This window comes from Brevibacterium sp. 50QC2O2 (assembly GCF_024580675.1).
In the GTDB taxonomy this organism is placed as follows: Bacteria; Actinomycetota; Actinomycetes; order Actinomycetales; family Brevibacteriaceae; genus Brevibacterium; species Brevibacterium moorei.
On sequence record NZ_JANIJZ010000009.1, the window covers coordinates 38444 to 60528 of the forward strand.

The following is a 22085-nucleotide window of genomic DNA, read 5'->3' on the forward strand; positions in this document are numbered from 1 at the left end:
ACTGCTCCGCCCCGGCTCGATGGGGCCGGGGCGGGCAATTCGGGGAGGGGTCAGGAGGCCTGCAGCTCGGCCTCGTCGGCCAGCTCGGCCTTCGAGGACTCGGCTGCGTTCCAGCCGGTCAGGCGCAACAGGATGATCGTGCAGATCAGCGATACCAGCGCGTAGACGGCGGAGAGCACTGCCACCGGCACAATGCTGCCGGTGGAGGTGAAGAGCCACTGGGCGATCGCCGGGGTGCCGCCGCCGATCGTCATCGAGCACAGCTGGTAGGACAGCGAGATGGCCGAATAGCGCACCCGGGTGGGGAAGGCACGGGCCACGATTCCGCCGATTGCCGCATAGAACAGCGAATGGGGGATCGTCGCCAGGCACATGCCCAGCAGGGCCAGTCCGAACTTGCCGGTCTCGATCGCGAAGAACATCAGCGGCATGAGGATGAATTCGGGGACGACCATCCAGAAGATCGCCTTGCGCATGTCCTTGACCCGGCTGACGATCACGGCGCCGAAGGGCTGGACCATGAACTGCACGATCAGACCCAGGGTGACCACTCCGAGGAACGTCGACTTGTCGAAGGCCCAGCTGTGCGCGCTGCTCGTCGCCCAGGAGGTGGCGAAGGTGGTCTTGAGGTAGGTGACCTGGACCAGCGGCATGGCGCCGGCGCCCAGCAGAACCAGCACCCAGTGCTTGCGGATGACTTCGAACAGGGGGATTTTGACGGTATCGTCCTGTTCCTTGACCGCCTGCATGGTCTCCGACTCCTCCAGCTTGAGTCGGATCACCAGGCCCACAATGACCAGCACCACGGATGCCAGGAAGGCGTAGCGCCAGCCCATCATGACGAATTGCGGGGTGGGCAGGAAGGCCAGGAAGAAGAACACCGCCGAGGACAGCAGATTACCCGCCGGTGAGCCCTGCTGGGCGAATGCCGAGTACAGGATTCCCTTGCCCTTGGGCGCGTTCTCACTGGCGATGAGGACGGCGCCGCCCCATTCGCCTCCCACTGCCACGCCCTGGATGACCCGCAGGCAGGTCAGCAGGATCGGGGCCAGGATGCCGATCTGCGCATAGCCGGGCAGTAGACCGACCACCGTCGAGGAGATGCCCATGATCATCAGGGTGACGATCAGTGTGGCCTTGCGGCCGTACTTGTCCCCGAAGTGCCCGAAGATGATCCCGCCCAGGGGGCGGGAGATGAAACCGGCCCACAGCGTGACGAAGGACAACAGGGTGCCGACGCCGTCGGGCAGGGAGTCGGGGAAGAAGAGCTTGCCGAACACCAGCGCGGAGGCGGTGCCGTAGATGTAGAAGTCGTACCATTCGATGGTAGTGCCGATGAAGGCCGCGATACCTGCGCGTCTGGCCTTCTTGGCCTGGTCGTTCTCCGGTATCGCCGGAGTTGATGGAGCCGTTGCCATGGAATCCTCTTTTCGGGCGGCAGTGCCCTTAATGCTTCATTGCGTGGGGTAGTTCGTGACTGGCGCAACGTTAGGGGCGTCATGTGGCGGGGGCAAATAACCACGATGACTGGTCGATAACCTGCTGTTATGACCTCGGAGCGCACTGGTCGTACGATCGCAATCACGGTATGCTTACCGATAAAGCATAAATCACATCGCCACTTATGCGAACTGCACATGAAACGGTGGTGAGTCGAACCAGGGCCAACGACGGTCCAGGAGAGGGAGCCCAGATGGATGCAACAGAACTCGACGACGTCCTGGCCACGGTCCGTGCCTTCGTTCGTGAGAAGATCGTGCCCCTGGAATTGCAGATCGAAGAAGACGATGCGTTCCCACAGGAGATCATCGACGAATCCGCCGAACTCGGCCTGTTCGGTTGGGCCCTGCCGGAGGAATACGGCGGCCTGGGGATGAATGCGGTCCAGGACGCGCAGCTGGCCTTCGAACTGGGCTACACGACGCCGTCCTTCCGCTCCCTGTTCGGCACCAACAACGGCATCGCAGGGCAGGTGCTGGTCAACTACGGCACCCCGGAACAGAAGGAGCAGTGGCTGCCCCGGCTGGCCTCGGGCGAGGTCGTGGCCAGCTTCGCGTTGACCGAACCGGAAGCCGGCTCCGACCCCTCGGGCCTGCGCACCGCCGCCGTTAAGCGCACCGCCACAGACGGCGGTTCCGAATACGTCATCAACGGTTCCAAGCGCTTCATCACGAACGCGGAATCCTCCGATGTGCTCATGGTCTTCGCCCGCACCGATCCGAACGCGGCCGGGTCCAAGGGCATCTCCGTGTTCCTCGTGCCCACCAAGACCCCCGGCGTGACGGTCGGCCCGCACGATCACAAGATGGGCCAGGCCGGAGCCTGGACCTCGGAGATCTTCTTCGACGACGTCGTCGTGCCGGAGGCCAATCTGATCGGCGGGGAAGAGGAGAAGGGCTTCTACGCGGCCATGGCCTCGCTGAACAAGGGCCGTCTGCACATCGGCGCGATCTGCGTGGGCCAGGCCCAGCGGATCCTCGACGAGACCGTCACCTACGCCCAGGACGCCAAGCAGGGCGGCAAGTCGATCGCCCGTTTCGAACTGGTCCAGGGGATGCTGGCCGATATGTACACCGACACCGCGGCCGCCCGTGCCCTGGTGCTCGCCGCCGCCGCGCGCTGGGACGAGGAGACGGACCGCAAACTGGGCCCGTCCTCGGCCAAGCTGTTTGCCTCCGAGGCCCTGGGCCGAGTGGCGGATGCCGGCGTGCAGGTCCACGGCGGGATGGGCTATATGCGCGAGACCACGGTCGAGCGCTTCTACCGCCACGCCCGCCTGTTCCGCATCTACGAGGGCACCTCGGAGGTCCAGCGCACGGTGATCGCCCGGCAGCTGGGCAAGGGCGCGCACAAGCCCGTGCTCGGACTCTGACCCACCGAACCCCTGTGACACCCACCCCACGAACGAACCATTTGGAGGAGACAATATGAGCGCACCCATTGGAATCAAGGACCTGCTGGGCGGCAAGGTCGCCGTCATCACCGGCGGCGCACAGGGCCTGGGCCTGGCGATCGCCAAGACCCTGGTGAACTCCGGGGCCAAGGTGGTCCTCGGCGATATGAACGCCGAGGGCGTGGCGGCCGCCGCCACCGAACTGGGCGGGGACTCCGTCGCGGTCGGCGCGGTGTGCAATGTGGTCGACCTGGCCGCTGTGCAGGCCCTGGCCGACATCGCGCAGGAGGCCTTCGGCGGCATCGACATCTGGATCAACAACGCAGGCATCACCCGCGACGCCACGATCCGCAAGATGACCGAGGAGCAGTTCGACCAGGTCATCTCCGTGCACCTGCGCGGCACCTGGAACGGCCTCAAGGTCGCCACCGGCATCATGCGCGCCCAGGTCGACGCGGGCACCCACACCGGCGGAGCGATCGTCAACCTCAGCTCGATCTCCGGTAAGGTCGGCAATCTGGGCCAGTCGAACTACTCGGCCGCCAAGGCCGGTATCGTCGGCATGACCAAGGCCGTGGCCAAGGAAGTCGCGTTCAAGAACGTGCGCGTCAACGCGATCCAGCCCGGCTTCATCAACACCGCGATGACCGCCGCGATGCCAGAACACGTGATCGAGAAGAAGCTCGCGGAGATCCCCATGGGCCGCCCCGGCGAGCCCGAAGAGGTCGCCTCGGTCGTGCTGTTCCTGGTCAGCGATCTGGCCAGCTACCTGACCGGTTCGGTCACGGAGATCACCGGCGGCCGCTACATGTGACGCGTGCCCCGGCAGACGACCGCCCTGTGCGGCGGCCGTCTGCCGGGGCGACTGCATAGACTGGGTTCAGTATGGACATCTGGACCCTGTTGCCCTTCTCCCCGGAGTGGTCGCCGCTGGTGATCGCGACCCTGGTGCTGCCCGATCTGGTCATCCGCGTTGTGGCCCTGGCCTGGCTGCCCTACCGCCGTAAGCCCAGCGTGGCACTGGGATGGCTGATGGCGATCTTCCTCATCCCCTATATCGGCATTTTGACCTTCCTGTTCATGGGCTCGACCCATCTGCCGCACAAGCGGCGGGATCGGCAGCGCACCATCACCGAACTGACCCGTGCGCAGACCCAGGGCACCGCGATCATCGGCGAGCACGGGCTGCCCGAGCATCTGGCCACCGCCGCACAGCTGAATTACTCGCTGGGCGCCCTGCCGATGACCCACGGCAATGATTTCCGGCTGCTCACGGACAACAACGCGGCGATCGGCCGGATGGCCGAACTGGTCCGCGGGGCCACCGCCTATGTCCACTTCTGCTTCTACATCGTGGCCGAGGACTCGACCAGCGAGCCGTTGATCGACGAGCTGGTCGCCGCCCACCGCCGCGGCGTGCGGGTGCGGATGCTCATCGACCACATCGGCTCGCTGGGCTACCCGGGGTATCGGCGGCTGGTCCGCCGGCTCGACGCCGAGGGCATTCGCTGGCGCAGGGCACTGCCGGTGCGCCCCTGGCTGGGCGAATACCAACGCCCCGATCTGCGCAATCACCGCAAGATCCTGGTCGTCGACGACCGGGTGGCCGTCACCGGCAGTCAGAACATCATCGACCACACCTACAACCTGCGCAGGAACCTGCGGGCGGGCTTCGTGTGGAAGGACCTGATGATCGAGGCCACCGGTCCGGTGGTGGTGGAACTGGACACCGTGTTCGGCTCCGACTGGTATTCGGAGACCGGCGAGATCCTGACCGAGGACCTGCAACTGTCCGTGGTCGGTGGACAGCAGGGCCAGGGGGTGCTCGCCCAGGTGGTGCCCAGCGGGCCGGACTTCCCCCTGGAGAACAACCTGCGGCTGTTCAACCACTTGATCTACAACGCGAACCACCGGATCGTCATCTGCTCGCCCTATTTCGTGCCGGACGAATCGCTGCTGTCGGCACTCATCACCGAGGCCCATTCCGGCACGGACGTGCGCATCTACGTGGGGGAGTCGAGTAATCACGGGATCGTGCAGCGGGCCCAGGAATCCTATTACGAGGAACTGGCCGAGGCCGGCGTGCACATCATGCGCTACCCGGCGCCCACCGTGCTGCACGCGAAGTTCCTGCTGGTCGACGACGAGGTCACAGTGATCGGCTCGTCGAATATGGACCAGCGCTCCTTCGCCCTGTGCCTGGAGGTCTCCACCTTCGTCGTCAGCCACGATTTCACCGCCGAGCTCTACGCCTTCGAAGAGGCCGAGCTGCGCACGCGGTCCACGGAACTGGACCTGGCCCGATGGCGCAGGCGCTCGGTGTGGAAGAAGAGCCTGGAGAACGTGTCACGGTTGGCCAGTTCGCTGTTGTGAGGGGTGCGCCAGGGCCCTAGCGGTCGGGGCGCGGGCGCCGGTCGGCATCCCGGCCCCTGGCCCAGAAGTCGCGGATCCGGACCCGGCCGACCGAGGTGCCCGAACTGGCGCGCAGGGAGGCGCCCATGGTCGAGAACGTCGATTCGCGCTGATTGTGGTTCAGCTGCCGCTTCTGTGCCCGGGTTGAAACCCAGATCCGCGATTCGGCCGGGACCCCGCCCAGCAGCTGTTTGGCGCGCACCAGTTCCGCATCGTAAAGCGCCCCGAAGACCAGGCAGGAATTCGACAACCAGACCCACATGAGCAGCACCATGATCGCAGCCAGGGACCCATAGGCGGTGGTGAACAGGTGGAATTCCACAATGGACACCAGCAGCCCGACGCTGATGATCAACCAGCCGACCATGGATATCAGGGTGCCGCCGGTGACCGGGATCAGCCGTGACTGGCGGACATTGGAACTGCCGGCGTAGAGCACCGCGATGATGATGAACATGCAGGCCGCGGCACCGGGGAAGCGCAGGATCTGCCAGGTCAGGACCAGTCCGGGCGTGACCCCGGCGCGTGCCAGGAAGTCGCCCTTGGCGATGATGAGGGTGATGACGGCGACCAACAGTGGCAGGATCACCAGGGTCAGGATGAAGCCCTGAGACCGCCGGGTCCAGAAGCCCCGGCCCTCGGTGATGCCGTAGGCCTGGTTGACGAAGGTGCCGAAGGCGGCGACGTATTTGCCCGCCGACCACAGGGACAGGACCAGGCCGACGATGAAGATCACCAGGTCGGCGTGGGAACGGGCCAGGGAGTTCACCGGCTCGGCCAGCCGCATCACCTCGGGGTTGCCGGTCACGCGCACCAGCCAGCTGAGCACGTTGGCCACCGATGATTCGCCGCGGCCGAACAGGCTGAAGGTCGAGACGATGACGCCGCCGGTGGGGATGACGGCCAGGAGCAGGTAGAAGGACAGGGTGGCGGAGGAATCGACCCGGCGCTCGTCGATGAAGCGCTGACTGGTCCGGCCCAGGGCGTAGAACCTGGCCAGGGGAGTCAGCCGGGGCCCTGGCGTGGTGAAGTCGCTGATGCGCTGCCTGGTCCGGTCCCTGACCGAGGTGCCGACGGGTCCCGGCAGCGCGGCCTCGGCCCTTGCCTCCATCGCCTCGGCACTCAGCGGAGGGTGCTCGGCATGCGTCAGCAACCGGGCGCTACGTCTCTCCTTCACCACCACAGTCTATGTGCCGCAAACACGGCAGTGGCTCCACACATACACGAGTGGCCCGAAAACCCAAGAGTTTTCGAGCCACCCATGCATACGTGGAGCCACCGTCAGGCGCGGGCACTTAGGTGCGCTGCACCGACTGGCGAGAGCCACCGTCAGGCGCGGGCACTTAGGTGCGCTGCACCGACTGGCGACTCACTTGCGGGCGTTGACCGCTTCCGTGGCCTGCGGCAGGACGGCGAACAGATCGCCGACCACGCCGAAGTCGGCCAGCTCGAACATCGGCGCGTCCTCGTCCTTGTTCACGGCGACGATGTTCTTCGAGGTCTGCATACCCGCCCGGTGCTGAATGGCACCGGAGATACCGGCTGCCACGTACAGCTGCGGGGAGACGACCTTGCCGGTCTGACCCACCTGGTTCGAGTGTGGGTACCAGCCGGCGTCCACCGCGGCGCGCGATGCGCCGACGGCAGCACCCAGTGAGTCCGCGAAGGCCTCGACGGGGGAGAAGTCGCCACCGGTGCCGCGGCCGCCGGAGACGATGATCTGCGCGTCGAGCAGGTTCGGACGGCCCGAGGCCGGCTTCTCCTCGACGTTGACGATCGTCACGGACTTGGCGGCATCGCTGACGGTGATGTCGACCTCTTCGAGCGCGGCGGCGCCGGCGGCCTCGACCGGGGCGACGGCATTGCCCTTGATGGCCACGACGGGCGTGCCCTTGACGACCTTGCCCTTGACCGTGTAGGAACCGGCGAACACGGACTGGGTGGCGACCAGGTCGGCGCCCAGTTCGACGGCGTCGGTGATGATGCCGGAGCCGGTCTTGACGGCGGCCAGGGCGCCCACTTCCTTACCCTCGGCGGTGGAGGGGACCAGGACGGCGGCGGGCTGCCGGGCCTCGATCAGCGCGGCCAGGGCCTCGCCCTTGGGGGAGACGAGGAATTCGTCGAAGGCGGGATCCTGGTTGACCAGGACCTTCGCCGCACCGTACTTGCCCAGTTCGGCGGCTGCGGCGGTGGCGTCGCCGGCGCCCAGGAAGACGGCAACGGGTTCGCCGATGCCTGCGGCGGCGGTGAGCAGCTCGAAAGCGGACTTGGCGACGGCGTCGCCGGAGTGTTCGACCAGAACGAGAACTTCAGACATTGTCATATACCTCTTTCGCTACTTCCTCAGACCAGCTTCTTCGCGGCCAGCCATTCGACCAGCTTGGTGCCGCCATCGCCCTCGTCGGTGATGATCTCACCGGCGGTGCGGGCCGGGCGCTCCGCGACCTCGACAACCTGCGTCGTGGCACCGGCACGGCCGACCTCGGAGGCTGCGACGCCCAGATCGGACAGATCGTATTCCGCGATCTTCTTGCGCTTGGCACCGAGGATGCCCTTGAAGGAGGGGTAGCGCGGTTCATTGGTCTGGTCGGTGACCGAGACCAGGGCCGGCAGCGCCGCCTCGAGGAACTGCGAGGAGGTGTCGCCGTCGCGACGGGCGTTCACGGTGGTCCCGGAGACGGTCACCTGGGAAACCTGGGTGAGTGCGGGCAGGCCGGAGAGTTCGGCGACCAGGGTCGGGACGACGGACATGCCGGCATCGGTCGAGGCGAAGCCGGTGAGGACCAGATCGATGGGGCCCTCGTCCTCGGCGACCTGCTTGAGAGCTGCGGCCAGGACCCGGGCGGTGCCGATCGCGTCCGAGGCGTCGAGCGCATCGTCGTTGACGTGCACGCCCTTGGTGGCGCCCATCTGCAGAGCCTTCTTGACCGCGTCCTTGGCGTCGTCGCCGCCGACGGTCAGTGCGATGACCTCGGCTGACTTGTCGCCGCCGGTGATCTTGAGGGCTTCTTCGACCGCATACTCGTCCAGCTCGGACAGCAGCCCGTCGACGCTGCGGTCGACGGTGTTATCGGATTCGAAGGTACGGTCGCCGGCTGCGTCCGGGACGTACTTGACAAAAGTGACAATCCTCATGTGGGGTTTTCATCCTTCCTGAGAAACCGTGGCCTGATGGACCGCTCCTGCAAGTGGCGGACGCATCGTGCCCTATCAGCTTATCAATCGTTCAGTGGTTTGTCAGGGCGGCCTTAGCGGCGCGCCCGGCGGGAGGGACCCGCGCGGCCCTACAAAGCCACGCGCTCCCAGACGGCGGCCAATCCCTGGCCGCCGCCGATGCACATCGTCTCCAGGCCGAAGCGGGACTCGCGGCGGCGCATCTCATGGGCCAGGGTCGCCAGGATCCTGGCGCCCGTGGCGCCCACGGGATGGCCCAGCGAGATGCCGGAGCCGTTGACGTTGAGACGTGCGAAGTCGTCCTTGCCCAGGTCCCAGGCCCGGGTGACGGCCAGCGCCTGGGCGGCGAAGGCCTCGTTGAGTTCGATCAGGTCCATATCGGCAAGGCTCAGACCCGCACGGGTCAGAGCCTTGTCGCTGGCCGGCACCGGCCCGATGCCCATGATCCGCGGCTCCACCCCTGCCACAGCCCAGCTGACCAGTTTGAGGACGGGGACCAGCCCGAGCTTCTGCGCGTGTGCGCGGGTCGTGACGATCGTGGCCGCGGCCCCGTCGTTCTGGCCCGAGGCATTGCCCGCGGTCACGGTGGCCGCCGGGTCGACGCCTGCGCGCATCGGTTTGAGCTTCGCGAGCTTCTCCAGGGTGGAATCCGCCCGGATGTGCTCATCGCGGGTGATCTGGGCCTCCGGGGTCTTGCGGGTGGCGGGAATGGTCACCGGGACGATCTCGTCGGCGAACTTGCCCTCCTGAGTCGCGGCGGCGGCCCGGCGATGCGATTCGACGGCGAAGGCATCCTGTTCCTCCCTGCCGATGTTGTAGTCCTCGCGCAGGTTCTCCGCCGTCTCGATCATGCCGCCGGCCACGGGGTAGAACTGGCCGCCGGCGGTCTGGCGTCCACGGGCCAGGGAGTCGTGCAGGGTCAGATCGCCGGCCTTGAAGCCCCACCGGGACGTCACATCGTAGATCGGCGCGGAGCTCATCGATTCGGCGCCGCCGGCGATGATGAGGTCAGCCCCACCGGTGGCGATCGCCCCTGCCGCGGTGATGATGGACTGCAGGCCGGAACCACAGCGGCGCTCCAGCTGCATCCCCGGCACCGTGATGGGCAGGCCGGCGTCCAGGGCGATGATGCGGCCCAGGTTGGGGGCCTCGGAGGAGGCGTAGGCCTGGCCGAAGACCACATCGTCGATGGCGTCGGGGGACAGGCCGGAACGTTCGATGACCGCGCGCACCACGGTGGCGCCCAGGGTCTGCGGGGCGATCCCCCTGAACTGTCCGCCAAAGGCGCCGACTCCGGTGCGCAGGGGCTGGCAGACCACGATGTCCTGATCGTGGACGGGAGTACTGGCTTTCGTCATGGGGCCTCCTGGAACGCGCGTGGACCGGCCGGGGACGGCCGGGGAAAGTGTCGTGTGTCCCATCTTATGCACGGGGCGGCAGTACCCGTGCAGGCGTCCCGGGATCCGGGCCGCGGCCTCGGGCGGATGGCGGGCATGACAAGCTTGGTGACGGGGCCCACTGGGGGCCCGGAGAGCGAAAGAGGACGTAGCGAAGTGAACGAAGCCGTGACCCCGGAACCGGACCGCCTGGCAGGACTGCGGGAACGCGGAGGCACCGGCCCTCTGGCCGGGGTGTTGGTCGCAGATTTCTCCCGGGTGCTGGCCGGGCCCTATGCCACGATGCTGCTGGCCGATATGGGTGCCACCGTGATCAAGGTGGAGGGCCCAGTAGGAGACGAGACCCGTTCCTGGCGCCCTCCGGAACACGAGGGCGTGTCGACCTACTACATGTCGATCAACCGCAACAAACTCGATGTGGTCCTGGACTTCGCCGATCCGGAGGATCTGGCCATGGCCCGGGAGCTGGCCCGGCGGGCCGATGTGGTGGTGGAGAACTTCAAGGTCGGGGGACTGGCCAAGTTCGGCCTGGATTACGATTCGGTGGTCCAGGACAATCCGAACGTCGTTTACGCCTCGCTGACCGGGTTCGGGCCGTCCTTCAAGCGTCCCGGCTACGATCTGCTGATTCAGGGGCTGTCCGGCTATATGAGCCTGAACGGGGAACCGGACGGGGAACCGACCAAGTCCGGCTTCGCGGTGTTCGACGTCATCACCGGACTGCACACGGCCCTGGGCATCGTGACGGCGCTGCGCCACCGCGATCTGACCGGACAGGGCCAGCACGTCGAAACGAATCTGCTGTCCTCGGCGCTGTCGGGCATGGCCAATCAGACGGGGGCCTATGCGGCGGCCGGAGTGGTGCCCACGCGGATGGGCAATGAGCACCCCAGCCTGTACCCCTACGCGCCGTTCCCCACCGGAGCCGGGGAACTCATCCTGGCGGTGGGCAATGATCGGCAGTTCGCCGCACTGTGCTCGGTGCTGGGTTGTGAAGAGCTGCTCGACGATGAGCGTTTCGTCCACAATCCCGGGCGCACCGCCAACCGCGCGAAGCTGCGGCCGGTGTTGGTGGCGGCGCTGGCAGCCCGCAGTGCCGGCGACTGGTACGAGCCGCTGAGCGCGGCTGGTGTGCCGTGCGCGCCGATCAACGATGTGGCCGGCGGGGTCGACTATGCAGCCTCGATCGGCCTGGAACCGCTGGTGGACATCGACGGAATGCGTTCGATCGCCAATCCCATCCGCCTGTCGGAGACTCCGGCGTCATACGACAGCGCCCCGCCGGCGCTCGACGCCGACGGGGACGCTATCCGCTCCTGGTTGCGCGGCTGAACTCGGCTCAGACGCCGCCGGTCAGGGTGACGCCGCCATCCAGGGCCAGGCACTGCCCGGTGATCCAGGACGCCTCGTCGGACAGTAGGAAGGTGACCGCGTTCGCGATGTCCTCCGGCTCGCCCAGGCGCTTGAGCGGGTACTGGGCGGCGACGGTGTCCTCGCCGGACTCCACCAGCTTCTCCGCGAAGCGCGTCTTGACCACGGCCGGGGCCACTGCGTTGACGCGGACCTTGGGGCCCAGCTCGACGGCCAGCTGCTCGGTGATCTGGATCAGCATGGCCTTGGACGAACCGTAGAAGCCGATGCCCGCCGGCGGCTTCAGCCCGGCGACCGATGCGATGTTGACCACGGAGCCACCGCGTTCGGCGAAGGACGCGCGGTAGAGCTTCTGGATCCAGCGCAGGCTGGCGAGGTCGTTGACCTCGAAGATCTTGCGGGCGGCGCGGTCCTCCAACTCGATCATCGGGCCGTAGGCGGGGTTGATTCCGGTGTTGTTGACCAGCAAGTCGACCGGGCCGAAGGCCTCGGTGACCCGGGCGATGACCTCGTCCTGGTGCTCCGGGTCGTCGCCCTTGCCTGCGACCGCCACGACCTTGGAGGGGCCGCCGAGTTCCGCCGCCGCCGCGTCGAGGGCCTCCTGGCCGCGGGCGGTGATGGCCACCCTGGCCCCCTCGTCGACCAGACGGCGGGCGATGGCCAGGCCGATGCCACGGGAGGCGCCCGTGACGATTGCGACCTTGCCGGCGAAGCGTTGCGACATGGTTATCTCCTTTGAAACCTGATTGAACGATTGTTCGGTCAGCTTACAGGGGAGAGTCCGGACGCGTCATCCTCAGACCAGGCTCTGATGCGCCCAGCGGGATTCCGCACCGAAGTCCGGCAACAGCCCCTGCGCCAGCTCGGCGATCGGCTCGGGCACCTGGGCCTCGGCGCCCTCGACCATATAGCCCGCCCGGTGGAAGAACGAGGCGCGAACCGTGGGGATCCGGGTGATGACCTGCGATTTGGTGGGCAGGCCCGCGCTGCTGAGCACCTGCGGGATCAGTCCCAGGGCCACGGTTGCGATGCCCCTGCCGCGGTAGGGCATATGCGTGCCCAGCCCGCGCAGGAACACCGCGGTGCGGGTCTCGTCCCCGTCGAACTGCAGGGCGGAGACCACTGCGGCCGCCAACACCGTGCCCGCTCGGTGGACCACGATCCCCGAATCCTGGGGCAGCAGGGTCAGCCCGTCGGGCCGGTCGGCCGGCTGTGCGGCCTCGGGCAGGGCCTGCCCAGCCGCGTCCTCGGCGTCGCCTGCCCCGGAAGCGCCGTGGGCAGTGTCGATGGGCACATCGCCCCCGGTCGAATCAGCGGCAGGGGAGAAGGCGCCCAGCGCTGGGACGAAGGAGTCGACGCCGGCGGCCTGCGCGGCCTCGGCCAGGGAGGCGTTGAGCAGGGCCTCGACCGCCGGCCGGTGCGGGCCGGCCAACAGCTCGAATTCGACGCCGTCGTCGGCCAGCGCCTGGGCGTAGCGGAGGTGGCGCTTGCGGACGGCTTCCGGGCTGAGCCCTGGGAACATAACAGACATACCCCCAGCCTATAGACTTGAGCGCATGGGTAAGAAGTCCAAGAAATCAACAGCAGACATCATCGCCAAGCGCCTGGCCAAGGCGCAGGCCTCCGCCTTCGTCGCCCGCCCGTTCCAGGGCCTGCCGGGCGAACTCGACATCATCAGCCTGCGCGAACTCGTGCCGGCGGCCACCGCCACGGCCAAGCTGACGGAGGAATACGGCGGTGACGAGGTGACCTTCGCCTCGCTGCTGCCAGGGGCCTGGCAGGCCCTGCACCGTGCCGACGGCGTACTGTTGGCCGGCCTGCAGGTCCCCGTGACCAGCCCCGACCCCTCGCGTGACGTGGCCGCCGGCATCCTGGCGGCCAAGGACGCCGAGCCCGGCACCTTCATCGAGGCCGACGGGCAGCCCGGTGCCGGCCCCCGCCTGCAGGACATCCTGGACACCAGCGTGCCCTTCACCGTGTCCGTGCAGTCGACCTTCGACTACTGGCTGCCGGCCGACGAATCCCAGCAGGACGAGGACGTCAAGGCCGCGCTCGAACAGGCCAATGAGGGCATCGCGCCGACCGAGAAGCTGGCGGGCGCGTCCGGGGCCTACTGGACGGAGATGGCCGGGCGCCGCTACGTCCGCTGGGCCCGGCTGGAAGACGAGGACAGGGTCATGGACGGGCTGGCCCGCCTGCACGCCGCCGGCACCGACACCCTCGGCGGCCTGGGCAAGTACCTGGGCTGCTTCCGCGCCCACGGCATCGCGATCCCCGTCTGGGAGCTCGAGGGAGACGCCCAGCAGCCCGACGACGTCGATGCGGTGCTGCCGGCCTTCGCCGAGTCCCTGTCCGCTGCGATCGCCTCGGACGAACCGCTGAGCGCAGATGAGCGTCGCGCCCGCGCCGGAGTCGTTTCCCGGCAGCTGACGATCCGCTGATGGAGGCCGCAGCGCACCGGCCGCGGCTGGGCTACCTGGGGCCGGAGGCGACCTTCACCGAGGCCGCCCTGCTGCAGGTCCTGGCCGCGGCCGGCATCGAGGATGCGGTGCGGGTCCCGATGCGCTCCCAGCAGGACGCTCTCGAGGCAGTGGCCGCGGGCACTCTGGACGGTGCTGTGGTGCCCATCGAGAACTCCCTGGAGGGCGGGGTGCCCGCCACCCTCGATTCACTGGCCCGGTTCGAGCAGCTGCGCATCACCGCAGAGACCCTGGTCGCCGTGCAATTCGTCATTGCGGCACGGCCCGGGGTGGCACTGGCGGACGTGACGTCGTTCTCGACTCATCCGCACGCCGAGGCCCAGACCCGCTCCTGGATCGCCGCGCACCTGCCGGCCGCGCAGTACCTGCCCGCGACCTCGACCGCGGCGGCGGCCATGGACCTGGGCGCAGACGCCGCAGGCGAACTCGAATATCAGGCCGCCATCTGCCCGGCGCTGGCCGCGCAGTCCTACGGTCTGGAAGTCCTGGGCGAGAACATCGGGGACCGCACCGACACCGTCACCCGATTCGTCTTGGTCCGTCCGGCGGGCCATCTGCCGGCGCCCACTGGCTCGGACAAGACGACGGCGGTCGTGGCCCTAGCCAGCGACCGGGCGGGCGCCCTGTTGGAGATGCTCGAACAGTTCTCGGCCCGCGGGGTGAACCTCTCGCGGATCGAGTCGCGTCCCACCGGCGACGGCCTGGGACTCTACCAGTTCTCGATCGACGCGGCCGGCCACGTGGCCGAACCCCGGATGGCCGAGGCCCTGGGCGGGGTCTACCGGTTCGCCCGGAACGTGCAGTTCCTGGGTTCGTATCCGGCCGCCGACGGGGCCAAGGTCACAGTCGACGCGCGCACCACGGCGCAGGCCTTCGGCGATGCCGCCGCCTGGCTCGGACGGATCCGGGAAGCAGGGTAACCGGCGCTGCGCGCTCAGTCCAGTGCCGCGCTCAGGCCGTCGACGGGATCGACGAAGAGCAGGAGGCCCAGCCGGGTCAGGTCGTAGGTGCGCGAGGCGGTGATCCAGACGACCGCCGGCAGTGGCCAGCGGTGCGCCCGCTTGCCCCAGGCCAGCCCGCGCTGGGCCGCCCTTGCCTTGACCCTGGCCAGATCCGCCGGTTGGGCGTCCACCTTCACCGGCTCCAGACCGGCCCTGGCCATCAGGGGGTTGACCACGTGCTCGGGTAGGTAGGCGCTGGGGTCGGCGACGTTGACCGGGCCGGTGACCTCTGGATGTTCCAGGCCCGCCAGGACGGCGGACACCAGGTTCTCCGGAGCGCACAGGCTCACCGGTTCCCGCCCGCCACCGGGCAGTGCCAGCACGTCCTTGTGCGTATGGGCACCGATGAATGGCACCAGATAGGGATCGCTGTGATCCCAGGGCGCGTAGACCGGCGCCGGGCGCAGGATGAGGGAATCGCGGTGAACCCGGGAGATGACCGCCTCGGCCTGCGCCTTCGAGGCCTGATAGGGGCTCAGATACCGCACCTGTTCGACCGGGCCGGCCTCTTCGAACAGTTCCTCGTGTGGGACCTGCGGATCGTAGACGGCGGTCGTCGACAAGTGGATCAGGCGACTGGCTGCGAAGGCGTCGACCACCGCGCGGGTGCCGGTGACGTTGACGGCGTGGAAGGACTCGGGCGCGGGTTCGGGCGTACCGGGCACCCGCGGGGTCAGGGCGGCAGCGTGCACCACGGCCGGCCGGCGCTCTGCCAGGGACCGGATCGCCGCGGGGGCGGGGCCGGTCAGATCCCAGTCCACATGGGTGATTCCCGCGATGCCGGGGTCGGTCCGGCCCACACTGGTGACCAGGCGGCCCCGGGAGACCAGTGCGCGGGCGATCAGGCCCCCCAGAAATCCGGAGGCGCCGGTGACGACGACGTTCATGCCCCGCGGTGTTCCCAGACCGGCTCGCGCTTGCTCAGGAAGGCGTCGATGCCCTCCTGGGCGTCGTGCTCGATGGCGTTGTCGGCCATCACCTGGACGGTCTGGGCGTAGGCCTCCGTGGTCGACAGGGAGATCTGATCGTAGAAGGCCCGCTTGCCGATGCTCACGGTCGCGCTCGAGGCCTCGGAGATGGTCCTGGCCAGCTCCAGGGTGACCTCGTCGAGTTCGGTTGCGGCGGCCAAGTGCGAGACCAGACCGAACTGGTAGGCCTGCTCGGCGGAGATCATCTCACCGGTCAGCAGCATCCGCATGGCCTGCTTGCGCGGCACCGCACGGGACAGGGCGACCATCGGGGTCGAACAGAACAGGCCGATGTTGACGCCGGGGGTGGCGAACCTGGCCGCCTCCGAGGCGACTGCCAGGTCTGCGGTCGCCGCCAGCTGGCACCCGGCGGCGGTGGCCACGCCCTGGACCTTGGCGATTACGGGCTGGGGGATGTGCTGGATGAGCTGCATCAGGGCGGAGCAGGTGTAGAACAGCTCCTGCTGCTGCGGGTGGGCGGCACCACGGATCTGCTTGAGGTCGTGGCCGGAGGAGAAAACGTGTCCGGTCGACTGCAGGATGATGACGCGCACATCGGTGCGCTTGCCCAGCGCCCGGAAGGTGGAGCTGAGGCTGTTCATCATCTGTAGGCTCAGCGCATTGCGCGTGGCCGGGTCGTTGAGGGTGACGGTCGCAATCGGTCCCGTGACGTCGAGGAGGACGAGCGCGGATGCGTCCGTGGGCTGGGGTGTCTGCTCATCGGTCATGGTCATAGTCTGTCACGAACCCGGCGGAGTGTCCGCAGGGCTCACCCCTTGGGGCGGACCCGGACCTGCTTGGTTCCCCGGTGGACGTGCTCGGCCGGGCGCTGGAGGTCGTCGTGGGTCAGGGCGTCGACCAGTTTCTGCGATGCGCGGGTGATCGCCTCCAGTTCCGCAGAATCCAGCCCCAGGCGCGCGCGCATCTGGGTGGGGACGTCCTTGGCGGTTGCGCGCAGTTCGATGCCGGCGCGGGTCAGGTGGATGTAGCGGCGGCGCTCGTCGTTGGGGTCGGGCACGCGGGTGACCAGATCGCGCTTCTCCAGCCGGCGCAGCAGCAGGGTCAGGGTGGCCATCTCGAAGTTGAGCAGCTTGGCCAGGTCGGAGGCCGAAATGCCGGAGTCCCCGGTGCCGGCGGCCGAGGGATTGTCCTGCCAGTGGTCCCACAGGGCCAGCATTACGAGGTACTGCGGATGCGTCAGGCCCAGCGGCTCCAGCGGCCCCTTGTACGCCTGCACCAGGAGGCGCGATGCCACCGTGATGGGGAAGCAAAGCTGCTGGTCAAGGTGTAAATCGTCGGTCTGATCGGATGTCTCTGTGCCCATGGGTATCATCTTAGTTCGCCTCCCAGACGACGGTCCCCCTGGTGCGCGCACCAGGGGGACCGTCGTCTGGGGATTCACGGCTCACTTGCCGAAGTGGCGCTCCATCCACGGGATGAACTCCACGCCGGTGAACAGCGCCAGGCAGAAGCTGAGCAGACCGCCGGTGAGGTACCAGGCCTCCAGGGGGTCGTCGCCCTGTCCCGCGATCCCGCCGAAGAGGTAGAAGGAGAGGAGGAGGAAGACCGCCATCAGCACGACGCCGATGATGGTGATCCAGGTGTTGTGGTTGCCCTTGTAAGCGCCGACTTGCGCCATGGTGACTCCTTGTCGATTCGGATGAGTCGGCACACGGGTACCGACTGTGGACATTCGATATCCCAGTATAGGCGGTGGGAAAAACAACGGAAATGTTCGTCTGATGGAATGAATCAGGAGCCGAGTGACTTGTACTTATAGGATTTTTTGTGCCCCGTGACGTCCGTTCTGCCGGTTCGTCGCGTGCGGGTGCCGGAGGACACGGGTAGTCGGGGGAAGGGGAGAGCTGTATGTCGATGATCGTCCTGCTGATTCTGCTGGGGATGGGCACGGTGATAGTCGTCGGGGTCGGCGAACGCCTGTCGCTGCCGTGGCCGGCCCTTATGGTCTTTCTGGGGACGGCCATCGCACTGATCCCGGGGATGGAGAAGGTTCACATCGAATCGGAGCTCATCCTCCCGATCTTCCTGCCGCCCCTGTTGTACGCCACCGCGCAGCGGACCTCGTGGATGCTCTTCCGCTCCACCTGGCGTTTCATCCTGTTCCTGGCCGTCGGCCTGGTGGCGGCGACGGTGGCGATCGTGGGCGCCTCGGCGGTCTGGCTGATACCGGGCATCGGCGTGACGGCCGCGATCGCGCTGGGCGCCATGGTCTCCCCACCCGACCCGGTGGCGGTCGAGGCGGTTTCGGCCTCGGCTCCGCTGCCGCGCAAGATCCAGCAGGTGTTCCAGAGCGAGGGGCTGTTCAACGATGCGGCCGCCCTGGTGATCTTCCAGCTGGCGGTGTCGGCGACCGTCGCCGGCGAGAAGCTGAACTTCGGCTGGCTGACCGCGCGGTTCGTGATCTCCGCTGTGCTGGCCGTGGTGGTGGGCTTCGTCATGGCCTTCCTGGTCAAGTGGCTCATGAAGTTCTCGCACAATACGGTCGCCCGGTCCACTGCGCAGTTGGTCATGCCCTTCGCCGTGTACCTGGTGGCCGAACACGTGGGTGCTTCCGGGGTCATCGCCGTCGTCGTCGCCGCACTGGAGACGCGACGCCAGGATGTGGCAGAACGCGCGGAGGAGCGCGTGATGCAGGAGGCGACGTGGAGCGTCCTGGAGATGCTCATCACGGGTGTGGCCTTCGGGCTGATCGGCATCGAGCTGCGTGCGACCATCATGGATACGAACGTCAATCTGTGGGAGGCCGCACGCGCGGGCCTGGTCATCTCACTGTTCATGATCATCCTGCGCTTCCTGTGGATCGGCGTGGTCATGCTCCTGGTCGACCGCAAGGCGCAGAAGCAGTTCGGCCTGAAGAACTACCTCAAGGGCGTGACGATCATGACCTGGGGCGGGATGAGGGGACTGGCGACCCTGGCGCTGGCGCTGTCGCTGCCGATGACCACGGCGGACGGATCACCCTTCCCCGGCCGCGATGCGATGCTGATGGTCGTGGTCATGGTCCTGGGCGTGACCCTGCTGGGTGCGGGGCTGAGTTTCCCCGCTGCCGTCCGCAAGCTCAGCGTGGTCGCGAAGAACGAACACAAACAGGAGCAGATGATCGCGGCCAGGGCCAGGCGCGCCTCGCTCAACGCGCTCAAACACGCAGATGACGTGCCGGAGGAGATCCGCGAGGAGCTGCGCGCCCGTTTGCGCACCCTGCAGATCCAACTGGCCGGCGGCGATGAGGGGGTCGAACGCGAGGCCACCCTGAAGAAGATCCAGAAGCACAATGCGGTCTTCGCCAAGTACCAGACGCTGTCGCTCAATGCGGCCCGCGCCGAGGTGCTGCGGTGCCGTGGGGAGCGCGGAGTCGACCCCGAGGCGGCCGACCAGGTGATGCGCCGACTGGACCTGCAAACGGTGCTGTTGGGCGACTCCACTCCCACCATGACGCTGCCGCTGGTCCGCCCGCGTCCCGCAGCGCGCAAGGCGGCTGCCAAGGCCGCGCCCCCGGCGGATGCGACGAAGGACCCCAAGACCGCGCCGAGGGGACCGGCGGGCGAGAAATAGTGGGTTGAGCGGAATAGACTCAACTTTTCTGGCGTTGGACTGAGCAGACTGAGACAATCAGAGACGATAGAACTCACGAGGTTCAGAACCTGGAAGGGGGAGTCCAGATGGACGCCAAACTCACGACGAAGTCGCAGGAGGCACTGCAGACCGCCGTACAGGACGCCACAACGCGTGGCAATGCCCAGCTGCAGCCGGAACACCTGCTGCGCGCACTACTGGAACAGGAGGGCTCGATCGCGGCGTCGCTGATCGAGCACCTGGGGGCCGATCCCCGTGCCCTGGCGGCGCGGTCGGGTGAACTGGTCGCGGAACTGCCCGCGGCCTCGGGCGCCACGGTGAACAATCCGCAGATGGGGCGCAACACCCTGCTGCTGATCCAGAACGCGGAGAAGGAGATGCAGGGGCTGGGCGACCAGTTCGTCTCCACCGAACACCTGCTCATCGCGGCGACCGCGGACCAGGGCGGGGTGGGCGAGCTGCTGCGTGCGGCCGGCGTCACCCGCGATGGCCTGCTCGAGGCCCTGCCCGGCATCCGCGGGGGCCGCAAGGTCACCAGCGAGAACCCGGAGGAGACCTTCCAGGCCCTGGAGAAGTACGGCACGGATCTGACGGCCGCCGCCCGCGAGGGCAAGCTGGACCCCGTGATCGGCCGCGACTCGGAGATCCGCCGGGTGGTCCAGGTGCTCAGCCGCCGGACCAAGAACAACCCGGTGCTGATCGGCGAGCCCGGTGTGGGCAAGACCGCGGTGGTCGAAGGACTGGCCCAGCGGATCGTCGCCGGCGACGTCCCCGAGTCCCTGCGCGATAAGACGCTCATCAGCCTCGACCTGGGTTCGATGGTCGCCGGTGCGAAGTACCGCGGCGAATTCGAGGAGCGCCTCAAGGCAGTGCTCGAGGAGATCAAGAACTCCGACGGCCAGGTCGTGACCTTCATCGACGAGATCCACACGGTGGTCGGCGCCGGTGCCACGGGCGATGGCTCCATGGACGCCGGCAATATGCTCAAGCCCATGCTGGCCAGGGGCGAGCTGCGCCTGGTGGGTGCGACGACCCTGGACGAATACCGCGAGAACATCGAAAAGGACCCCGCCCTGGAGCGCCGGTTCCAGCAGGTCTTCGTGGGCGAGCCCAGTGTCGAGGACACCGTGGCCATCCTGCGCGGGCTCAAGGAGCGCTACGAGGCCCACCACAAGGTGACGATCTCAGACTCCGCATTGGTCGCCGCCGCCAGCCTGTCCAATCGCTATATCACCGATCGGCAGCTGCCGGATAAGGCTATCGACCTGGTCGACGAGGCCGCCAGCCGTCTGCGCATGGAGATCGACTCCGCCCCGGTGGAGATCGATCAGCTGCGCCGTTCCGTGGATCGGTTGAAGATGGAGGAGATGGCGCTGTCGAAGGAGACCGACGAGGCCTCCAGGGAACGCCTGGCCGCACTGCGGACCGATCTGGCGGACAAGCAGGAGGAGCTCGCCGGGCTCAACGCCACCTGGGAGACCCAGCGGGCCGGGCTGAATCGGGTCGGTGATCTGAAGAAGAAGCTCGACGATCTCCGCGGACAGGCCGAAATCGCGCGCCGCGACACCGACCTGGAGACCGCCAGCCGTCTGCTCTACGGCGAGATCCCCGCTGTGGAGAAGGAGATCGCCGCGGCCGAGGCCGAGGACGCACAGGGCGAGGGGACCGGGTCCCGGATGGTCAATGAACAGGTCGGGCCCGACGACATCGCCGAAGTCGTCTCCGCCTGGACCGGCATTCCCGCCGGGCGCCTGTTGCAGGGCGAGCGCGAGAAGCTGCTGCACGCCGAGGAGATCATCGGGCGTCGGCTGATCGGCCAGTCCGCTGCGGTGGCGGCCGTCTCCGATGCGATCCGCCGGTCGCGTGCCGGGGTGTCCGATCCCGATCGTCCCACGGGTTCGTTCCTGTTCCTGGGTCCCACGGGCGTGGGCAAGACCGAGCTGGCGAAGTCCCTGGCGGACTTCCTGTTCGAAGACGAGCGCTCGCTGGTGCGCATCGATATGAGCGAGTACGGGGAGAAGCACTCCGTGTCCCGCCTGGTCGGTGCGCCCCCGGGATACGTCGGCTACGAAGAGGGCGGCCAGCTGACCGAGGCCGTGCGGCGCAGGCCGTATTCGGTGGTGCTGCTCGATGAGGTCGAGAAGGCCCACCCGGACGTCTTCGACATCCTGCTGCAGGTCCTCGACGACGGTCGACTGACCGATGGGCAGGGGCGCACGGTTGACTTCAGGAACACGATTCTGATCCTGACGTCGAACCTGGGCTCGCAGTTCCTGGTCGATCAGTCCCTGAGCGCCGAAGAACAGCACAAGGCGGTCATGGAGGTCGTCAACCGCTCGTTCAAGCCGGAGTTCCTCAACCGGCTCGACGATGTGGTGATGTTCGACGCGCTGTCCACGGACGAACTGGCCCGCATCGTCGATCTGCAGATCGCCTCGATGCAGGCACGGCTGTCCGAGCGCAGGCTGACTCTGCAGGTCAGCCCCGCTGCCAGCGAATGGCTGGCACTGGAGGGCTATGACCCTGCGTACGGCGCGCGTCCGCTGCGGCGCCTGGTCCAGCGCGAGATCGGCGACAAGCTGGCCCGCGAGATCCTCTCGGGGACCGTGCGCGACGGCGATACCGTGGTGGTGGACCGGCCCAATGAGTTCGACGGCCTGACGATCACGGCCGAGCACGTGGAGGGCTGATCGGGCGGACCGAGTCGGTCGTCCGGACACACGGCGGCCCCGGGAACCGGAAGGATCCCGGGGCCGCCGTGTGTCCGGACGTGTGTGTCCCGTGCATTCTGGGCG

At 67.6% G+C, this 22085-nt stretch carries 19 protein-coding genes; 8 read left to right on the forward strand and 11 right to left on the reverse strand.

Going from position 1 to position 22085, the window contains the following annotated elements; genetic code table 11:
* Positions 1–50 precede the first annotated feature (50 nt).
* On the reverse strand, positions 51–1418 hold the full coding sequence (locus NQ038_RS08750; RefSeq protein ID WP_257047811.1) for an MFS transporter: 1368 nt from the start codon (positions 1416–1418) through the stop codon (positions 51–53).
* 275 nt (positions 1419–1693) lie between these two features.
* Here NQ038_RS08750 and NQ038_RS08755 point away from each other — a divergent pair, with 275 nt between their 5' ends.
* The 3 genes from NQ038_RS08755 to cls all read left to right on the forward strand — a co-directional run bounded on the left by NQ038_RS08755 (position 1694) and on the right by cls (position 5266).
* Positions 1694–2872 (forward strand): acyl-CoA dehydrogenase family protein, encoded by a 1179-nt coding sequence (locus NQ038_RS08755; protein ID WP_257062438.1) that lies wholly within the window; start codon positions 1694–1696, stop codon positions 2870–2872.
* Between the two features lie 55 nt (positions 2873–2927).
* Positions 2928–3707: a 3-oxoacyl-ACP reductase FabG gene (gene fabG / locus NQ038_RS08760; protein ID WP_257062439.1), complete on the forward strand. Its 780-nt coding sequence runs from the start codon at positions 2928–2930 to the stop codon at positions 3705–3707.
* A gap of 71 nt (positions 3708–3778) precedes the next feature.
* Positions 3779–5266 carry a cardiolipin synthase gene (gene cls, locus NQ038_RS08765; RefSeq protein ID WP_257047814.1) on the forward strand — a complete coding sequence of 496 codons (1488 nt, stop codon included), beginning with the start codon at positions 3779–3781 and terminating at the stop codon, positions 5264–5266.
* A 16-nt stretch (positions 5267–5282) separates the two neighbouring features.
* Here the strand turns inward: cls and NQ038_RS08770 are convergent, their stop codons facing one another.
* The 4 genes from NQ038_RS08770 to NQ038_RS08785 form a co-directional block, all read right to left on the reverse strand.
* Positions 5283–6482, reverse strand: coding sequence for a YihY/virulence factor BrkB family protein (locus NQ038_RS08770; protein ID WP_257062441.1), 1200 nt, complete (start codon positions 6480–6482; stop codon positions 5283–5285).
* 192 nt (positions 6483–6674) lie between these two features.
* Positions 6675–7622, reverse strand: a complete 948-nt coding sequence (locus tag NQ038_RS08775; RefSeq protein WP_257047816.1) for an electron transfer flavoprotein subunit alpha/FixB family protein — start codon at positions 7620–7622, stop codon at positions 6675–6677.
* Positions 7623–7648: 26 nt separating this feature from the next.
* Positions 7649–8440: an electron transfer flavoprotein subunit beta/FixA family protein gene (locus tag NQ038_RS08780; RefSeq protein ID WP_257047817.1), complete on the reverse strand. Its 792-nt coding sequence runs from the start codon at positions 8438–8440 to the stop codon at positions 7649–7651.
* A 149-nt stretch (positions 8441–8589) separates the two neighbouring features.
* Positions 8590–9837, reverse strand: coding sequence for an acetyl-CoA C-acetyltransferase (locus NQ038_RS08785; protein ID WP_257057981.1), 1248 nt, complete (start codon positions 9835–9837; stop codon positions 8590–8592).
* 195 nt (positions 9838–10032) lie between these two features.
* Here NQ038_RS08785 and NQ038_RS08790 point away from each other — a divergent pair, with 195 nt between their 5' ends.
* Entirely contained in the window at positions 10033–11208 is a 1176-nt protein-coding gene (locus NQ038_RS08790) for a CoA transferase (RefSeq protein WP_257047820.1), read from the forward strand.
* Positions 11209–11215: 7 nt separating this feature from the next.
* Here the strand turns inward: NQ038_RS08790 and NQ038_RS08795 are convergent, their stop codons facing one another.
* Together NQ038_RS08795 and NQ038_RS08800 are read right to left on the reverse strand one after the other, a co-directional pair.
* Positions 11216–11971 (reverse strand): SDR family oxidoreductase, encoded by a 756-nt coding sequence (locus NQ038_RS08795; protein ID WP_257047822.1) that lies wholly within the window; start codon positions 11969–11971, stop codon positions 11216–11218.
* Between the two features lie 72 nt (positions 11972–12043).
* The gene (locus tag NQ038_RS08800; RefSeq protein WP_257047823.1) at positions 12044–12778 is read right to left on the reverse strand and encodes a hypothetical protein; all 735 of its coding nucleotides are present in this window, start codon (positions 12776–12778) and stop codon (positions 12044–12046) included.
* Between the two features lie 25 nt (positions 12779–12803).
* Between NQ038_RS08800 and NQ038_RS08805 the strand changes: the two genes are divergently transcribed.
* Together NQ038_RS08805 and pheA are read left to right on the forward strand one after the other, a co-directional pair.
* Positions 12804–13688 (forward strand): DUF5926 family protein, encoded by an 885-nt coding sequence (locus NQ038_RS08805; protein ID WP_257047824.1) that lies wholly within the window; start codon positions 12804–12806, stop codon positions 13686–13688.
* On the forward strand, positions 13688–14647 hold the full coding sequence (pheA, locus tag NQ038_RS08810) for a prephenate dehydratase (RefSeq protein ID WP_257047825.1): 960 nt from the start codon (positions 13688–13690) through the stop codon (positions 14645–14647). Before NQ038_RS08805 ends, pheA begins: the two co-directional genes overlap by 1 nt.
* A gap of 14 nt (positions 14648–14661) precedes the next feature.
* Here the strand turns inward: pheA and NQ038_RS08815 are convergent, their stop codons facing one another.
* The 4 genes from NQ038_RS08815 to NQ038_RS08830 all read right to left on the reverse strand — a co-directional run bounded on the left by NQ038_RS08815 (position 14662) and on the right by NQ038_RS08830 (position 17335).
* Positions 14662–15615 carry an NAD(P)-dependent oxidoreductase gene (locus tag NQ038_RS08815; protein ID WP_257047826.1) on the reverse strand — a complete coding sequence of 318 codons (954 nt, stop codon included), beginning with the start codon at positions 15613–15615 and terminating at the stop codon, positions 14662–14664.
* A complete protein-coding gene (locus tag NQ038_RS08820) occupies positions 15612–16424 on the reverse strand; it encodes an enoyl-CoA hydratase (protein ID WP_257047827.1) in 813 nt (270 codons plus the stop codon). Before NQ038_RS08820 ends, NQ038_RS08815 begins: the two co-directional genes overlap by 4 nt.
* Positions 16425–16465: 41 nt before the next feature.
* The gene (locus tag NQ038_RS08825) at positions 16466–17020 is read right to left on the reverse strand and encodes a MarR family winged helix-turn-helix transcriptional regulator (protein ID WP_257047828.1); all 555 of its coding nucleotides are present in this window, start codon (positions 17018–17020) and stop codon (positions 16466–16468) included.
* 81 nt (positions 17021–17101) lie between these two features.
* Positions 17102–17335 (reverse strand): hypothetical protein, encoded by a 234-nt coding sequence (locus NQ038_RS08830; RefSeq protein WP_257047829.1) that lies wholly within the window; start codon positions 17333–17335, stop codon positions 17102–17104.
* Positions 17336–17565: 230 nt separating this feature from the next.
* Between NQ038_RS08830 and NQ038_RS08835 the strand changes: the two genes are divergently transcribed.
* Together NQ038_RS08835 and clpB are read left to right on the forward strand one after the other, a co-directional pair.
* On the forward strand, positions 17566–19269 hold the full coding sequence (locus NQ038_RS08835; RefSeq protein WP_257047830.1) for a Na+/H+ antiporter: 1704 nt from the start codon (positions 17566–17568) through the stop codon (positions 19267–19269).
* Positions 19270–19376: 107 nt separating this feature from the next.
* Positions 19377–21980 carry an ATP-dependent chaperone ClpB gene (clpB, locus tag NQ038_RS08840; protein ID WP_257047832.1) on the forward strand — a complete coding sequence of 868 codons (2604 nt, stop codon included), beginning with the start codon at positions 19377–19379 and terminating at the stop codon, positions 21978–21980.
* Positions 21981–22085: the final 105 nt, after the last annotated feature.

Bases quoted from the DNA above. Each gene is read 5' to 3' on its own strand.
- NQ038_RS08750 (WP_257047811.1), bottom strand. From the start codon at position 1,418: ATGGCAACGGCTCCATCAACTCCGGCGATACCGGAGAACGACCAGGCC.
- NQ038_RS08755 (WP_257062438.1), top strand. From the start codon at position 1,694: ATGGATGCAACAGAACTCGACGACGTCCTGGCCACGGTCCGTGCCTTC.
- fabG (WP_257062439.1), top strand. From the start codon at position 2,928: ATGAGCGCACCCATTGGAATCAAGGACCTGCTGGGCGGCAAGGTCGCC.
- cls (WP_257047814.1), top strand. From the start codon at position 3,779: ATGGACATCTGGACCCTGTTGCCCTTCTCCCCGGAGTGGTCGCCGCTG.
- NQ038_RS08775 (WP_257047816.1), bottom strand. From the start codon at position 7,622: ATGTCTGAAGTTCTCGTTCTGGTCGAACACTCCGGCGACGCCGTCGCC.
- NQ038_RS08780 (WP_257047817.1), bottom strand. From the start codon at position 8,440: ATGAGGATTGTCACTTTTGTCAAGTACGTCCCGGACGCAGCCGGCGAC.
- NQ038_RS08785 (WP_257057981.1), bottom strand. From the start codon at position 9,837: ATGACGAAAGCCAGTACTCCCGTCCACGATCAGGACATCGTGGTCTGC.
- NQ038_RS08795 (WP_257047822.1), bottom strand. From the start codon at position 11,971: ATGTCGCAACGCTTCGCCGGCAAGGTCGCAATCGTCACGGGCGCCTCC.
- NQ038_RS08800 (WP_257047823.1), bottom strand. From the start codon at position 12,778: ATGTCTGTTATGTTCCCAGGGCTCAGCCCGGAAGCCGTCCGCAAGCGC.
- NQ038_RS08805 (WP_257047824.1), top strand. From the start codon at position 12,804: ATGGGTAAGAAGTCCAAGAAATCAACAGCAGACATCATCGCCAAGCGC.
- pheA (WP_257047825.1), top strand. From the start codon at position 13,688: ATGGAGGCCGCAGCGCACCGGCCGCGGCTGGGCTACCTGGGGCCGGAG.
- NQ038_RS08815 (WP_257047826.1), bottom strand. From the start codon at position 15,615: ATGAACGTCGTCGTCACCGGCGCCTCCGGATTTCTGGGGGGCCTGATC.
- NQ038_RS08820 (WP_257047827.1), bottom strand. From the start codon at position 16,424: ATGACCGATGAGCAGACACCCCAGCCCACGGACGCATCCGCGCTCGTC.
- NQ038_RS08825 (WP_257047828.1), bottom strand. From the start codon at position 17,020: ATGGGCACAGAGACATCCGATCAGACCGACGATTTACACCTTGACCAG.
- NQ038_RS08830 (WP_257047829.1), bottom strand. From the start codon at position 17,335: ATGGCGCAAGTCGGCGCTTACAAGGGCAACCACAACACCTGGATCACC.
- NQ038_RS08835 (WP_257047830.1), top strand. From the start codon at position 17,566: ATGTCGATGATCGTCCTGCTGATTCTGCTGGGGATGGGCACGGTGATA.
- clpB (WP_257047832.1), top strand. From the start codon at position 19,377: ATGGACGCCAAACTCACGACGAAGTCGCAGGAGGCACTGCAGACCGCC.